Annotated in this window: 9 protein-coding genes; 5 read left to right on the top strand and 4 right to left on the bottom strand. The window is 72.2% G+C overall.

What is annotated here, in order from left to right; all coding sequences use genetic code 11:
* Positions 1-340: 340 nt before the first annotated feature.
* Together ACFY0I_RS18395 and ACFY0I_RS18390 are read right to left on the bottom strand one after the other, a co-directional pair.
* Complete coding sequence (locus ACFY0I_RS18395; RefSeq protein ID WP_388896533.1) at positions 341-4,213, bottom strand: AAA domain-containing protein; 3,873 nt, start codon at positions 4,211-4,213, stop codon at positions 341-343.
* Positions 4,210-4,626: a hypothetical protein gene (locus ACFY0I_RS18390; RefSeq protein WP_388896530.1), complete on the bottom strand. Its 417-nt coding sequence runs from the start codon at positions 4,624-4,626 to the stop codon at positions 4,210-4,212. The genes ACFY0I_RS18395 and ACFY0I_RS18390 overlap by 4 nt, the downstream gene beginning before the upstream one ends.
* Before the next feature lie 682 nt (positions 4,627-5,308).
* Here ACFY0I_RS18390 and ACFY0I_RS18385 point away from each other — a divergent pair.
* Positions 5,309-6,388 (top strand): acetyl-CoA carboxylase biotin carboxylase subunit family protein, encoded by a 1,080-nt coding sequence (locus tag ACFY0I_RS18385; protein WP_388896528.1) that lies wholly within the window; start codon positions 5,309-5,311, stop codon positions 6,386-6,388.
* Between the two features lie 144 nt (positions 6,389-6,532).
* Here the strand turns inward: ACFY0I_RS18385 and ACFY0I_RS18380 are convergent, their stop codons facing one another.
* On the bottom strand, positions 6,533-7,501 hold the full coding sequence (locus tag ACFY0I_RS18380) for a glycosyltransferase family 2 protein (protein WP_388896525.1): 969 nt from the start codon (positions 7,499-7,501) through the stop codon (positions 6,533-6,535).
* A gap of 228 nt (positions 7,502-7,729) precedes the next feature.
* Here ACFY0I_RS18380 and ACFY0I_RS18375 point away from each other — a divergent pair, with 228 nt between their 5' ends.
* From ACFY0I_RS18375 to ACFY0I_RS18360, 4 genes are read left to right on the top strand one after another with little or no spacing between them, the layout of a single operon-like run.
* A complete protein-coding gene (locus ACFY0I_RS18375) occupies positions 7,730-9,010 on the top strand; it encodes an FAD-dependent oxidoreductase (RefSeq protein WP_388896523.1) in 1,281 nt (426 codons plus the stop codon).
* Positions 9,007-10,839, top strand: a complete 1,833-nt coding sequence (locus ACFY0I_RS18370) for an aminotransferase class I/II-fold pyridoxal phosphate-dependent enzyme (protein ID WP_388896521.1) — start codon at positions 9,007-9,009, stop codon at positions 10,837-10,839. The genes ACFY0I_RS18375 and ACFY0I_RS18370 overlap by 4 nt, the downstream gene beginning before the upstream one ends.
* Positions 10,839-13,322, top strand: coding sequence for an HAD-IIIC family phosphatase (locus ACFY0I_RS18365; RefSeq protein WP_388896518.1), 2,484 nt, complete (start codon positions 10,839-10,841; stop codon positions 13,320-13,322). Before ACFY0I_RS18370 ends, ACFY0I_RS18365 begins: the two co-directional genes overlap by 1 nt.
* Positions 13,315-14,763, top strand: coding sequence for an SDR family NAD(P)-dependent oxidoreductase (locus tag ACFY0I_RS18360; RefSeq protein ID WP_388896515.1), 1,449 nt, complete (start codon positions 13,315-13,317; stop codon positions 14,761-14,763). The genes ACFY0I_RS18365 and ACFY0I_RS18360 overlap by 8 nt, the downstream gene beginning before the upstream one ends.
* 8 nt (positions 14,764-14,771) lie before the next feature.
* On the opposite strand, the gene ACFY0I_RS18355 is transcribed toward ACFY0I_RS18360, so the two are convergent.
* Positions 14,772-15,503 (bottom strand): HAD family hydrolase, encoded by a 732-nt coding sequence (locus ACFY0I_RS18355; protein WP_388896513.1) that lies wholly within the window; start codon positions 15,501-15,503, stop codon positions 14,772-14,774.
* Positions 15,504-15,520: the final 17 nt, after the last annotated feature.

Below are 15,520 nucleotides of genomic sequence, written 5' to 3'. Positions count from 1 at the left end.
GGGGCCAGAAACATCATCTGACCTGCACGTTTGCAGGCTGGACTCACCGTGACATGTTAACGATGACGCACCACGTGGAGTGCGTGGCGATCCTCGAGCGGGTGGCGAAGGACGCCTGAGCCGGGGGTTTGTGGTGCTCTTCGCTTGCTCGGGCTGAGCTTCCCCCGTGACGGCCGAGGCGTCGTCACGTACCCGGCATTTCGCCGGGCCCGTCGGGTGGTGGCCGGGTGGGGAGAGCGGGCTGCCGGACGGGGTGCACGGGCGGGGGCGATGGTGAACGGCCAGCCGGATAACGCGTACATGACGCGGGCTCACGTGCCGGCCGTCCTGCGGGGAGCGGTCAGGCGAAGAGTGGTTCCAGCATCGTCTCGCCGGCCCGTACCCGCCAGGCCGGCAGCCGCACCACCCTGTCCACCGGCGCGGGCTTGGCGCCCCGGCCGCCGGACGGCAGTCCGATCAGCAGGTCACCGCGTGCGTGGGTGAGTCGCAGATGGCGGGCGGGATCCTGCCCGGGCGGGGGGCCCGTGTCGATGAGCACCGCCGTGTTCTTGCCGTCCACGGTGAACAGCAGGTCCACCGTGTGCCCGCCGACCACCGTCGCGCGTTCCAGATCGGTGACGCCACGGGTACCGAGATACTCCTGGAGCAGGTCGGCGAGCTCCTCGCGGAATCCGGGCGGCGCCGGGGGACCGGAAGGCGCGTCCTGGTCGAGGGAGGCACCCGCGTGCAGCACCGTCGAGCGGTCCGCGAGCAGGGCCGGCAGTCCCGCCTGCCCCTGCCAGAAGTGATGGTTCCCCACCGTGATCAGTTGTGACTTCGCCCGGGTGACCGCGACGTTCCAGAGATTCACCTGGCTCGCCACCCAATGCGTGGTCTTCTGAGGGGTGTTGTTCGTGGCCACCGGGCTCAGGACCATGACGTCGCGCTGGCCGCCCTGGAAGGCGTGCACGGTACCGACCCGGACACGGTCGTCACCGGCCCACACCCTGGCCAGCGTTTCCTTCTGCGCGCGGAAGGGCGTCACGACTCCGACCGTGGCGGCTTCGGGCAGCCGTGCCAGCAGTTCGTCCACCGTCCGCCGCACCTGGTCCGCCTCGGCCTGGTTGCGCCAGGAACGGCCGCCGCTGCCGGCTGCGGATTCGCCGTACGGCACGTCCACCCAGCCGAGCACGGGAGCAGGATCGGCCGCCCCCGCCGGATCGACCGGCGGGACCTGCCTGCGGATATCGGTGAGGACCTGCAACTGGCCCGCGTAGCAGTAGCCGTTGACCACGTCCGCGATCTGTGGATGGCATCGGTAGTGCTCGTCGAGCAGCAACGTGTCCTCACCGTGCTGCGCCGCGGCGTGGTAAGAGGCGTACACGTGATAGGCCAGCCGGTGGTCCTCCAGCTGGGCGGCGGTCAGGCCGGCCCGCACCCTGGCCTGCCGTTCCTGTTCAGGGCTGATCCCGGGAATGTGCCCGAGTTGCATCGGGTCGCCGATGATCAGAGCCCGTTTCGCCCGGAAGAGCAGTGGGAGCACCGACGGGATCGAGCATTGGCTCGCCTCGTCGATCACCACGAGGTCGAAGAGCTTCGGGGCGAGTTCGAGCTGACGCACGGAGTGCGTGCTGATGGCCCACCCCTTCGCATGCGCCATCAGGTTGCGCTGGCTCTTCTGGAAACCCGAGCGCCTGCGCAGCGCCTGGAGTCGCTGGTTCATCAGTGACCGGCCCCGCACCATGGCCTCGACGGCTACGGAATGCGCCAGCTCGTCCGACACGGCGGAGGACGCGGAGGCGCTCTCCAGACGGGCCTGCTTCAACGCGTCCTCGTCCCAGGCCAGGTGTGCCGGTACGAGCTCCCGCAGTGCCCGTTCCAGCGCCAGGGTCTCCGCGAGGCCGAGCAGGAGCTGGGGTGAGGCAGGGCGCTCCGCGGCCCACGCCGGCCACGAAGCCGCTGGCGCACCGTCGGAAGAGCACACGAGGGCGGCGAGGGCCCGCCCGCGCCGCCACCCGCCGAAGGTCGGCCATCCGGCCCGCGCGGCCCTCCGGGCACGCTCCTCCCAGCGGGCGAGCGCAGCCGGGCCCTCCGCTGCCCAGGCGCCCTCCAACAGTCGTACGGGCAGGGAGAGCTCGTCAGCTCGCCGGGCTCGCTCACGGACCAGCTCCAGCAGACGCGTCTCCTCGCCGATCCGCCCTGCCGCCTCCGCCCGGAGCGCCGCCGTACGCAGGTGGCGGTTGCGCAGCTCACCGGCCACGGTCGCGGCGGCCCGGGCGGGGGTCGCGAACGGCTCGGCCAGCAGCTCGGCCAGCTTCTGGGCCTCCCGTTCCCGGGCGTCCTTGTTCCCCGTACGCATCAGCAGCCCGGGTGAGATCGCGTCGCAGCGCTCGGCCACCACGTTGACGGCCTCGTTGTTCGTGGACGCCACCAGTACGGACTGCCCGGCGGCGACGGCTGTCGTCACCACCGCCGTCACCACCTCGCTCTTACCGGTACCGGGCGGGCCGGTCGCGACGGTGAGACGGCGGGTCATCGCCGACGAGATCACCCGCTCCTGGCTCTCGTTGCAGGGGCCGGGGGAAACCACTGTCACGGCTGCCGCGTCACGATCAGGTCCATCACCACCATCGCCGCCGTCGGCGAGGAGGGCGTCCAGTGCGGTACCCACGATCTGACCCGCACGCGTGGACATCTGGAGCAGGTTGTCGACCAGGCCCTCCGTCGCGACCCGCTCCAGGCCGGACGGTGCCAGCAGCACGGCGGCGTTGTGAGCGCCGGGCCGCAGCGAGTCCATCACGGACCGCTCGCTGAGGGAGGAGAGGTCGAGGGGGTCCAGTTCCGGAATGCCGAGCTCGCTCAGGAGCTCCCGGACCGCCTTGAGCATCTGGGTGCCGTTGCCCTCCTGCCAGCTCGGCTGCCAGCGGGTCAGCAGCTCGGCGGCTTCGTCGTCGGAGAGCAACTCGGTGACCACACCGGCGTGCAGGGAGGGAACCCCGTTCGGGCGCAGCAGGTCACGGCCGTTCTCGTCCGGTGTGAGTTCCATCGGCTGGATCACCAGGGGTGCGATCCGTACCGGCGCCCGCCGGCGGCCGTCCCCGCGTTCGGGAAGGGTGATGGCGGGATATCCGTACCAGTACTCCTGGAGCCCGATCCCGTCGGCCTGCGCACCCGTGCTCTTGGGTTTGGGCAGCTGCCCCGGGGCGGGGAAGGAGTGCCCGAGCCCGGACTGGATCGCCTCCGGGCCCTGGCCCAGCAAGAAGTACGACGATCCCCGGCCACCATCGCGATCGGGCAGCATGCCGGACGCCGCTTGGGCGCCGAGGCAGTGCGCGTAGTACCGCAGCAGCCGCTGCGGGTCGATGCCTTCCCCGGCGTCCTGGGTGATCAACTGCCGTGCCTTCAGCAGGGCTGGGGACACCTCGGGTCGGGCCGTTTCGCGCGGCGCGTCGGGAAGACGGACCGGCCGGGCGACCGAGCGGGCGAAGGGCAGCGAACGGGTGGCCCGAATCGTGGATTTGGTCGGCCGTTGCTCTTCGGGAACGCCCTTGACCACCATTTGCGCGGTCAGGTACTCGAAGAGGTCGTCCGGGGTGATCCAGCCGCCTTCCTTGATCCGCCCGCTCCGCAAGCCTTCCACGATCTCGCCGGTGAACCGGGAGGTGCCGAGGGAGGATCCCTCCGGCGCCTTCGCGGAGGCGGCCTGGAGAGCGTCGGAGGCGGTGATGAAGTACACGCCGGTCGGCTGCAGGAGCGTGCTGGGCGCCGGTCGGTCGCCGGGCTCCGCGTCTCCTTTGGAGGTCCACCCCTGGACGACGGACCCACTGGAGCAGCAGTCCAGCAGCACCAGCTTCGACGCGGCCCGGCAGGACTGGAGCATCCGTTCCAGGAACTCCGCCGGGACGGCCGTGCCGGGCAGGTCGTCCGGGTCGACGTCCCGGGTCAGGAAGTACAGCTGCCCGTCGGCTTCGCAGAGCTGGCCGTGCCCGCTGAAGTAGAGCAACGCCGTCTCGCTGGGCTGTCGCTCTTCAAGGAACTGCTCGACGGCGTACAGCATTTCGGCGCGGGTCGGCTCGGCGACCATCGCGCAGTCGTTGTACATGCCGATCTCCGTGCTCTCCAGCACGGCCCGCATGTAGTGCAGGTCGGCCCGGACGGGCGGCAGGTCGTGGTAGCGGTCGCTTGCGTACGTGGATACGCCGATCAGCATGGCGTACCGGTCGTTGTCGCTCACTGCGCGTCCGGCCCCGCCTCGTCGTCTTCCTCGTCCCGGGCCCCTGCCGCACCGCCGGTGAGGAACCGGTCGATCAGCTCGCTGTCCGCCCGGGCCTGCCTGCCGGAGACGCGGAGCGTCGTCCCGTCCGCCCGGGTGATGACGATGGTCCGCTGGGGTACGCGGGCCAGCCAGACCTGGATGCCGGCGGCGACGAGCGAGCCGCCGCTGAAGACCAGCCCGATGAGGTCGGTGACGGGGCCGCCTTTGAGGGTCCCGTTCTCCGGCTGGGGGTGAGGGACGTCGAACGCGGCTCGCGGATCGGCCTCGACCAGGGCGGCGAGCAGCTCGCGCGCCTCGCGGCGGGCGCGCAGTGGATCCTCGTCGACGACGCCGATGCGGTGGCCGGCGGCGGCCGGATCGGTGGTGGTCACGTTCTTCGTCCCCCTACGTTTCGCCGTGCGGCAGACACACGGACGGGCGAGCGTACCGAAGACCCCGGCGAACCGACCGCCGATTTCCGAAAAAGCGCTGGTGATTGGCCTGGAAGGGTCGGCTCGGTCCACATGGCGCCTGCAGGCACCCCGAGATGCGCAGCCGCCGGTTCAGCAAGCTCGTCCAGGGGGAGAAGCGGTTCCAAGTCCCTTTGTACCAGCGTACGTACGGCCGGCAGGGGGAGGAGCCGCAGTAGAGGTTGCGAAGCCCTGCTCCGGGACAACCGGACGCCAGAGGTCGTCGAGGGCGTGCCGGCCGTGCTCCGGTTCTGGGGGCAGCGGAGCCGACACCACGTCTACGGCAAAGGGAAGAGACCAGCTGTTTCGCGGCGGTGGGACACCGTGGGGTCGAGCGACTCGCGCGTGGCGTGGTCGATGGTGTTTCCCGTTTCCATCTCCGGTGGCGGGGCGGAGTATTCGCGGAGATCCACAACAGTGCCGGGGTGTGGAGGGTGGGGGCGCGTAGCGTGGGGGGATGCGCAAACTTCCTTTGATCGCCGTTGTGTTCGACCGTGGGTCCGCCAGTGCTGTTGAAGTGCTGGCTTCCGCACGCAAGTTGTGTGGTGTCGTTTTTGTTTGTGACGACGCGGGGGTCGCTGCGGGGCTCGGGGAGGTGGGTGAGGTGTTGGACGTCGGGGGGTTGACCCGTGAGGAGGCCGCGAAGGCGGTCGCGGAGTTGGGCGTCGAGGGGATCACGACCTTCAGCGAGTACCGGCTGGCGCAGACGGCGGAGTTGGCCGCGGCGTGCGGGCTGGTCTTCCACAGCCCGGAGGTCGTCGATGGGCTCGTCGACAAGGAGCGGCAGCGGGCGCGGCTGCGGGACGCGGGGGTGCAGTCGACGCGGTGCGTGGCCGTCAGCGCCGTGGGGGAGGTGCCCGGGGCTTTGGACGAGGTCGGGCTGCCGGCGGTGATCAAGCCGCGGAGCGGCGCGGGGAGCGTGGACACCTGCCGTGTCGACACCCGCGAGCAGGCGATGGAGAGGGCGGGCCGGTTCCTGGTGGGTGGGGGAGCGGAGTTCGTGGTGGAGGAGTTCCTGGCCGGGGATCCGGAGGCGGCCGGGCCCGGGTTCGGGGACTACGTGTCGGTGGAGTCGGTCAGTTCGGGCGGGCTGCTGCGACACGTGTGCGTGACGGGCAAGCTGCCGCTGGCCGAGCCGTTCCGGGAGACCGGCATGTTTCAGCCGGCCTGTCTGCCGGCCGCGCTCGAGCAGGAGGTGTTCGCGCTGACGGAGGCCTCCGTGCGGGGGCTCGGCATCACCGATGGCGTGACGCACGTGGAGATCAAGCTGACGCCCGACGGGCCCCGGCTGATCGAGGTCAACGGTCGGATGGGCGGCTACGTCGGCGCCCTGTTGAGGAGGTCGGCCCGCTTCGACCTGCTGCGGGCCGCGCTGCGGGCGGCGCTCGGCATGCCGTTGGAAGTGCCCGAACCGTCCTTCGGAGGCGTTGAGTTCGTGTACTTCGTGACGCCGCCCGCGACGGAGGACGGGCAGACCCTCGCGGGTGTGCGCGGGCTCGACGAGGTCGCCGCGCTGGACGGGGTCTGGCAGGTCAAGGTGGAGGCCGAGGCGGGTCGCGAACTGCACTGGCGGGCGGGTACGGAGGGCCATCTCGGCACGGTGCACGGAGCCGTCGCCGACCACGCGGCGCTGCGGGGGACGATCGCGGCCGTCGACGCCGCGATCGTGTTGGAGTACGTGTAGTCGACTCCGAAGCCGACCCCGACCGACCTCGACCCCGACCGGCCCCGACCCCGACCGACCTCGACCCCGACCGACCCCGACCCCGACCGGCCCCGACCCCGGGTCGGGTGTCGAGCCCCGTACCGCGGGTCGGCCGGGGTTCCCCTACAGCGGGATCGTCGGGTCCAGGGGGTCGCGCAGGCGGCGGGTCACCAACGGGCGGACCGCGGGGGTCCATGGGGTGACGCGCCACCACGTGGTCGGGAGCATCGTGCGGAACAGGCGGAAGTTGCGGCGGGCCGTTGCCGTGGGGCGCAGCGGGACGCAGGAGACCAGCAGGGCCGCGCGCAGGGCGCGCAGGTGGGTGGCGGGGCGGCGCGAGGCCAGCAGGGTCTGGGCGAAGGCGTTGCGGTAGGCCCACCACATCATCTCGTGCTTCTCCGCGCCGATCTGCTGGCGCGTGTTGGGCTCGCCGGCGTGCGGGTCGGCGGAGTGCGCGAGGTCGGCGGAGAGGTGGTGGACGTACCGGTAGCGGTCCGCGATGCGCCACAGGAGGGTGCCGTCGAGACCGAGCCCGTGACTGAAGTCGAACGGCAGCCGGTTGGGGAGTTCCTCCTCGAAGGCGTCGAGCAGGTCGGCGCGCCGGGCGAGGGTGCAGGAGGCGCTGACCGGGACCTGGTCCTCGACGGTGGCGGAGCGGATGAGGAACTCCAGGGAGTCCATGGGCCCGTCCTGCCGCCGGTAGCAGGTTTCGGGCTCCTGGTAGTGCCACGTCATCGCCGTGTAGACGAAGCCGGTGCGGGGCTCGTGGTCGAGGACCTCCACCGAGCGGGCGACGGCCTCCGGGGAGATCCAGTCGTCGGAGAAGAGCAGTTTGACGTATTCGCCTTCGGCGAGTTCCACGGCCCGGCGCCAGTTCCGCACCCGCGATATCACGGAATCGTTCCTATACGCCCGGACACGCGGATCGGATTCGGCCAATTTCGTGATGACGTCCCATGTGGAGTCGGTGCTCGCGTTGTCGACGACGACGACTTCAATGTCGCCATAGGTCTGTTCGAGAGCGCTCCGCACCGCTCGCTCCACCTCCTGCGGGCGGTTGTACACCGGCACGCAGACGCTGACCCTGGCCATTGACGACACTCCTCGACTCGTGGGGCGTCATCTAACCACAGGGTCGTCAACCCGCCACGAGCGAAGCGGGCTTGACGATGTGTCCACAAATGATCTTGAGGTCTTGACCTTTCGTTCACCGCGTGTTTGGTTTGTTCCGCACTCGGTTCGCACTTCTCCGTCCTGATTCGACCTAAATGGACGGATGGTTGTGTGCGGACCGTTGTCCATTTCTTGGGGGAAAGTCTCTTGCCGTCTGCTGATAATTCCTTCGGGTTCGTATTCTGCGGCGGTGGACCCGCCGGACTCGGACCGATCGTCACCGCGGCGAGGAGCGGCCGGCTCGGCGAACTCCTCGATCGGGGAATCGCCCTCGTGGAGCCCGGACCGGTCGGCCCCGGTGGCCTCGCCCACTACCGCATCGGCGCGAACTCGCTCGGAGGCCCCTTCCTGGAGTGCCTCGACGGCCTCGGGGACGACTCGCCGTTCGCCGCGCTGCGCGATCTGCCGGAGACCGCGCTGCTGCGCGGGCACGCCGACGAACACCCGCCGCTCTCGGTCGTCGCGCCGTTCCTCACCCGGCTGGGCGCGGTGGTCCGCGAGCTGCTGGAGGCCCACCCGCGCTGCGCGTACGTGGCCGACCGGGTCGACGCGATCGCCCTCACCGATGACGACGGGGTCGTCGTCACCACCGGCGACGGCCGGGAACTGCGGGCCCGGCGCGCCGTGATCGCCACCGGCGGCCGGCCGCTCGCCGGGTTCGCCCGGGCCGAGATCGTGCCCGGGCTCAGCCTGGCTCCGCACCAGGACCGGGTCTTCCACTCCGAGTCGTTCATCGACGCCCGCCGCCGACTGCCCGCCGCGAACGGCCGGGCCGTGGTCGTGGGCGGCTCCCACAGCGCCTGGTCCGTCGTGGACCTGTTGGCGTCCGACGCGGCCGAGGTCACCCTGATCCACCGCAGCGAACTGCGGCTCTTCTACAGCGGGGCCGACGAGGCGCGCGCCGACGGCTACGCGTTCGACCCGGTCCTCGACGTCTGTCCGGCCAACGGACGCGTCAACCGCTACGGAGGCCTGCGCGGCCGGGCCCACGAGCTCGCCGCCGCCGCCCTCGGCCTGCGGGGCCCGGGCCCGGCTCCCGTACGCCTGGTCCGCGCCGGGGCGCCCGGGGCGCTGGACGTCGCCCGGCAGGCCCTCGCCGATGCCGACGTCATCGTCATGGCCAACGGGTTCGAGGCGAACCTGCCGGAACTCAGCCACCCGGACGGCGCCGTGCTCATCGCCGCCACCGGCCCCACCGGCACCGAGGTCACCGACCAGGGGCACCTGGTCGACGTCCACGGAGTCCGCCACCCGCGCCTGATCGCGTACGGGCTCGGCGCCGGACTCGCCCCGTCGGCGGAGGTCGGCGGGGAGCCGAGCTACACCCGCCGGGCGGACGGCGTCTGGCTCTACCAGCACGACATCGGCGAGATCGTTCTCGACGACCTGCTGCACCACGTGACGACTACGGGGGAGATCCACGCATGAACAGGCCCACCAAAGCCGTCGTCCTGGCCGCCGGCCTGGGCCGCCGACTCGGACTCGACACCGCCAAGCCGCTGCTGACGGTCGCCGGCAAGCCGATCCTGATCCGCACCCTGGAGAACCTCGCGGCGGCCGGCGTGCGCGAGGCCGTGCTCGTCGTCGGCTACCTCGCCGACGAGGTGCGCACGGCCGTCGGCGAGAGCTTCGCCGGCATGGACGTCAGCTACATCGAGTCCGACGCGTACCGCACCACCAACAACGCCTACTCGCTGTGGCTGGCCCACAAGCACCTCGACCAGGACGTGTACCTGATCGAGGGGGACGTCGTCTTCGACGGCGAGCTGCTCGGCGCGCTCGTCGAGGCCGAGGGCGACGTGATCACCGCCGTCGCCCCGTTCCGGCCGACCATGAACGGCACCGTCGTCACCCTCGGGCGGGACGGCACCGTCGGGGAGATGCTGCTGCCCGCGCAGCAGGGACCCGAACTCGACCTGGCCGCGACCTTCAAGACCGTCAACGTGCACCTGCTGCGCGAGCGTTACCTGCGCGAGGAGTTCGTACCGGCGCTGGAGGCCCTGATAGCCGACGGCGGGCACGGCGCCTACTACGAGTTGGTCATCGCCGACACCGTCACCGCCGGGCGCTTCCCCGTGCGCGGCGTCGACTGCGGGGCGGTGCGCTGGTACGAGGTCGACGACCTGACCGACCACGGCGCCGCCGAGTACCTCTTCTCCGCCTCCGACGACCGGCTGACCATGCTGGAGAACCTGCACGGCGGCTACTGGCGCTACGACCTGGTCGACCACCGCCTGCTCTACAACCTGTACTTCCCCCCGAGCGAGCTCGTCGACGAACTCGCGCGGGACTTCCGCGACGCGCTCGTGCACTACCCCATGGGCCACCAGGCGCTCCAGCGGCTGCTGGGCGCGGTGGTGCGCCAGCCGTCCGAACGGCTCGTCGTCGCCAACGGAGCCTCCGAACTCATCAAGATCCTGGGCGGGTTGCTCGGCCGGGTCGCCCTGGTCGTGCCCGGCTTCAACGAGTACGAGGCCGTCTTCGACGAGGCGAACATCCACCGCATCCACCTGCCCGCGCCCGCCTTCACCATGGACGCGGCGCTGGTCGCCGAGGAGGCCCGCAAGGCCGGCGTGGCCGCGGTCATCATCACCTCGCCGAACAACCCCACCTCCATGGCGGTGCCCCGCGCCGACCTCGTCGACCTGGCCCGGCGCCTCGCCGACCACGACATCCGCCTCGTCGTCGACGAGTCCTTCGTCGACTTCTGCGCGCCCGGTCACAGCCTGGAGCCGGACCTGGCCGAACTGACCGGCCTGACCGTGGTCAAGAGCATGAGCAAGGTCTACGGCATCGGCGGACTGCGCCTGGGCTACCTGCTCTCCGCCGACCTGGACTTCGTCGCCGCCGTCCGCGCCGCGCTGCCCATCTGGAACGTCAACGGCTTCGCCGAGTGCTTCCTGCGCCTGCTGCCCCGCTACCGCGACGCGTTCACCGCCAGCTGCGCCCGGGTCCGCGACGACCGCGACGCGATGGCCGCCCTGCTCGCCACGCTGCCCGGCGTCGACGTGTACCCGCCCGACGCCAACTACGTGATGGTCCGGCTGCCCGAGGGCGCCTCGGCCCTCGACGTCGTGCGCCGCACCTTCGCCGACCACGGCATCCTGATCAAGGACTGCGGCGGCAAGTCCATGCCGGACGGTGACCGCTACCTGCGGCTGTCCTGCCGGACCCCCGACGAGAACGCGGCGTTGACCGCGGCCCTCGCCGTCGTCCTCGCCGAACGCCCCGCGCCGATGGCCACGGGCGCCCCCTGATGGCCGCCGCGCCCCCGCCGGCCGGTCATCCGTCCCGGCGCGACGAGATCCACGCCGCCCTGAGGTCCGTACTGGGCCCCACCGACCGCCTGTTGGTGCTGCACTCCTCGCTGTTCGCGTTCCGCACCGACCTGCGGGGGCTGCGCGGCGACCTGCTCGCGGCGCTGCGCGCGCTGGTCGCCGAGGGCGTCACGGTGGCGCTGCCGGCGGTCACCTTCGAGTTCTGCCGCACGAAGGAGTACCACCACCGCACGTCCGCCCCCGACACGGGCGTCCTCGTGGAGTGGTTCCTCGGCCTGCCCGAGGTGCGCCGCACCCCGCACCCCGTCTACTCGTTCGCGGTCGCCGGTCCGCTCACCGACGAGCTGATGGCCTGCCCCTCGGACACCGCGTTCGGCGCCGGCACCGTCTTCGAGGTGTTCGAACGCCACGACGCGCGGATCGCCACCCTCGGCGCGTCCTGGAACTCCTGCACGCAGGTCCACCGTTACGAGGAACTCGCCGCCGTGCCCTACCGGCACCCGATGACCGTCAGCGGCAAGGCGGACTTCGGCGCGGGCCCCGTCGCCGTCGACCTGGAGATGATCGTCCGCGACACCGCCCTGCGCTCCACCCTGGACTTTGCGCCGGTCTTCGACCGGCTGCGCGCCGACGGGGCGATGACCACCGGCGAACTCTGGGGAACCACCGTCGAGTCGGTGTCCACCGGCGACCTCGCCCGGGTCTGTGGCGCGCTGATGGGCGACGACCCCTGGGCCCTTTTGCGCGAAGCCCGCGTGATCGAGCACCGGGCCCGCACGCTCACCGCCGAACCCGTACGCCTGGCCCTGCTGGGTTCGCGCAACCTGGAGATCCTGGCCGCCGAGACGGCCGCCGAGGCCGAGCGCGTCCTGGGCGACGCCCCGTACGCCCTGCACGTGCCCGAGTACGGGACGCTCGGCCGTGAGGTCCACGACCCGGGTTCGGCCCTGCGCGCCTTCGATCCGCACGCGAGCTTCTTCACCGACCGGCTGGAGGACGTCCTCGGCGTCGACGAACCGGGCACCGCCGACGGTGAGCGGCTGAGCGCGGCCCTGGACCACTACACCGACCTGGTGCGCGCCTACGCGCTGACCACCGACCGGCCCGTGTTCGTCGTCGCGTTCGCCGAGGTGCAGCCGTACGCGGTGGACGCCGCCCCGGTCGTGCGGGAGGCGGGCCGGCTGCTGCGGGAGGCCCTGGCCGGGCTCGACCACGTCCACGTCGTCGAGCCCGCCGCGATCATCGCGCGCGCCGGCGGCGGCCCGCTGGTGGACCAGCGGCTCTGGCTGGTCGGCCGTGTCCCCTACGGCGCCGCCATGAGCCGGGCCCTGGCCCGCAGGTTCTGGGGGCTCACCCTGGCGGTGACCGGCCGCACCGCGCGCGTCGTCGTCACCGACCTCGACAACACGCTGTGGCACGGCATCCTCGGCGAGGACGGTCTCGACGGCATCCAGCTCGGCACCGACCACCCCGGCAACGCCCACCTGCGGCTCCAGCGGGCCCTGAAGTCGCTGCGCACCCAGGGCGTCGCCCTGGCGGTGTGCAGCAAGAACGACGAGGACCTCGCCCTGCGGGCCCTGCGCGAGCACCCCGCGATGGAGCTGCGCGAGGAGGACTTCGTCGCCACCGAGATCGGCTGGCGGCCCAAGGCGGAAGCCATCGCCGACATCGCGGAACGCCTCAACGTGGGCCTGGCCAACATCCTGTTCCTCGACGACAACCCGGTGGAACGGGCCCGCGTCCGCGAGTTCCTCCCGCAGGTGATCGTCCCCGAACTCCCCGAGGACCCCGCCGGATACGCCGACGCGCTGCTGGACAGCCCGTTCACCACCGTCTTCGGCGTCACCGACGCCGACCTGCGGCGCACCGAGCAGTACCGGGCACGCGACCGGGTCGAGCGCCGGCGGCGCGGCTTCGACCGGGTCGAGGAGTTCTACGCCTCGCTCGGCACCGAACTGCACGTCACCCCCCTCACCGAGGGCAACGCGGCCCGCGCCGCACAACTGTGTGCCAAAACGAACCAGTTCAACACCACGACCCTGCGCCACACCCGCGCCGAGCTGCGCCGGCTGGCCGACGCCCCCGACACGGACGTGTTCGTCCTCGCCGTCGCCGACCGGTTCAGCGCGCGCGAGGACCTCGGCCTGCTGGTGCTCTCCCACGAGGACGCGCACACCACCGTGGACGCCTACCTGCTGTCCTGCCGGGTCCTGGGCCGGGGCGTCGAGTCCGGCGCCCTCGGCTGGCTGGCGGCCGCGTCCGCGGCGCGCGGACGCACCCGCCTGTCCGGACGGGTCACGCCGACCGAACGCAACGCGCCCTGCCGCACGGTGTTCGCGGACGCGGGCTTCGCCCCGGGCGAGGCCGACGGCACCTGGCACCTGGACCTGACCGGCGAGCACACCGCGCCCCCGTGGCTGCGCGTCATCGACCACACCGAGGCGGAGAACCACCGTGCATGACATCCAGCCGGGCGACGTGGCCCACGGCGTCCACACCTTCACGGCGGCCGAGTTCACCGCCTTCGCCGCGGTGACCGGCGACCACAACCCCGTCCACCACGACGCGGAGCACGCCGGCGAGGCCGGTTTCGACAGCCCGATCGTGCCCCTGGTGATGGTCCTCGGACCGGTGTCCGCGCTGATCGGCATGGTCATCCCGGGACCCGGCGCCGTCATCCTCGACACCGCCTTCCGGCCGGTGCGGGCCGTCGCCTTCGACCGGCCGGTCGACTACTCCCTCAAGGTGGACGCGGTCAGCCCGGGCACCGGGGTGCTGAGCTGCCGGGTCGTCGCCCACCAGGACCGCGAGGTCGTCCTCGAAGGGGAGGTCCGTACGACCGTACGGGCGCCGCGGGACCGCCCCGACGACACCACCGGCGGCCGACTGATCCCCGCCGGCGCGGCCCGGACCGCCGTGGTCACCGGCGCGGCCGGGGACATCGGTTCGGCCGTCGCCCTCGAACTGGCCCGCCGGGGCTGGGACCTGGCCCTCCTGCACCGGGGCGGGGCGGAGGACCTCGTACGGCGCTGCGAGGAGGCCGGCGCCGTCGTGCACTCGCTGACGGCCGACCTGGCCGAGCCCGCCGACCGGGCGAAGGCGGCCGCCGAACTCGCCGCGCTGGAGCCCCTCGCCCTCGTGCACGCGGCCGCCGCGCCGCTCGCCGCCGGACACCGGGAACACCTGGAGATCGGCTACGCCGCGCTGCGCGACCTCGCCGACGCCGTGCTCGACGGGATGGTGCGGCGTCAGCGGGGGAGCGTGGTGCTGCTCGGCTCCGAGGCCGTCCGTTACCACCCGCGCGGCTGGTCCGACTACATCGCGGCGAAGGCCGCCGCCGAGAGCGTCCTGCGCGGCATCGACCGCCGGCACGGGGCGTACGGGATCCGCGCCGTCGTCGTCGAGCCCGGCTATGTCCAGGGCAGTTACTCGGCCGCCGTCCGACCCGCCGGGATCGGCCTGATGCCCGAGGAGGTCGCGGAACTCGTCGCGGACGAGATCGGCGACACCCGGTCCCCGGCCCGCAGGGTCTGGCTGACCACCGACGGGGCCACCGCCTCCGACCTCGACGGGAACGCCGGGGCGAGCCCCCTCCCGGCCGCCGCCGGCGACACCGACACCGCGGCCCGGGCGACGACCGCCGGTGCGGCCCCCGCCCCTTCCGGCGCCGGATCGGGACTGGAGGAGCGGGTCGAGGCCGCCGTACGCGGTGTCCTCGGGCCGACCGCGGACGTGCGCGGCGGCGGCGTCGGGCTCACCGCGGGCTGGGACTCCCTGCGGCAGATCCAGATCGTGCTCGCCGTGGAGGCCGAGTTCGGGATCCGCTTGCCCGCGGCGAGCCTGACGAGCGCGGGGCGCTTCGACCGGCTGTGCCGGGCCGTGGCGGACCGGACGGGTGCCTGAGCGTGCCGTCAGTTCCAGCAGCCGCAGCCGGCCGGTCCGGCGGCGAACGGCGTGTCCGCGTCCGGCTCGGCGGCGACCGCGCCCGGGGGCGGGGACAGGGCGAAGTCGCGGGCCGGATCGACGTCCTCGAACGAAGCGAACAGGTGGGTCGCCGGGAACCAGTCGCCGAACGGCGCGCTCGATCCGCCTATGCCGATGAACTGGCTGCCGGTGGCCACCGCGGCCCGCAGGTCCCACGGCCCGTCGCCGACGCACACCACGCGCTCGAAGTCGCCGCCCGCGCGGTGGACGGCCTCGCGCACCAGGTGTTCGCGGTACGTGTGCTCGCTCGCCGTGGACACCGGCCCGCTCGCGCCGAGCGGCGCCAGCTTGGCGGCCGTGACCTCGCGCATGCCGCCGGTCGCGAAGGCCACCTCGTAGGCGTCGTCCTCGGCCAACCGGCGCAGGAACGCGCCGGCGCCGGGGACCTGCTCCACGCCGTCCGCCGCGGTCGCCGCGACGAAACGTTCGTGCAGCAGGTCGGCGAAGCGTTGCGTCTGCGCCCCGTCGGGGAAGCGGCCCTCGTTCGCGCGGAACACCTCACGGAAGATCCACGAGTCGGTGTGGTGGCGGTAGCCGCCCCACCGCGCGTCGATCTCGGTGAGCCCGCTGTCTCCCAACGCCCCGAGGAACGCCGCCTGATGGGCGGCGACGCTGTGCAACAGCGTGCCGTCGATGTCGAACACGATCAGGGTGGTCATGGCCTGCTCCCTCGGTC

The sequence above is a fragment of the Streptomyces sp. NPDC001568 genome (assembly GCF_042893755.1).
Lineage (GTDB): Bacteria > Actinomycetota > Actinomycetes > Streptomycetales > Streptomycetaceae > Streptomyces.
The sequence above is the reverse complement of the archived record's forward strand: the minus strand, read 5'-3'. Positions and strand labels throughout refer to the sequence as shown.

Bases quoted from the DNA above. Each gene is read 5' to 3' on its own strand.
- ACFY0I_RS18380 (WP_388896525.1), bottom strand. From the start codon at position 7,501: ATGGCCAGGGTCAGCGTCTGCGTGCCGGTGTACAACCGCCCGCAGGAG.
- ACFY0I_RS18370 (WP_388896521.1), top strand. From the start codon at position 9,007: ATGAACAGGCCCACCAAAGCCGTCGTCCTGGCCGCCGGCCTGGGCCGC.
- ACFY0I_RS18365 (WP_388896518.1), top strand. From the start codon at position 10,839: ATGGCCGCCGCGCCCCCGCCGGCCGGTCATCCGTCCCGGCGCGACGAG.
- ACFY0I_RS18355 (WP_388896513.1), bottom strand. From the start codon at position 15,503: ATGACCACCCTGATCGTGTTCGACATCGACGGCACGCTGTTGCACAGC.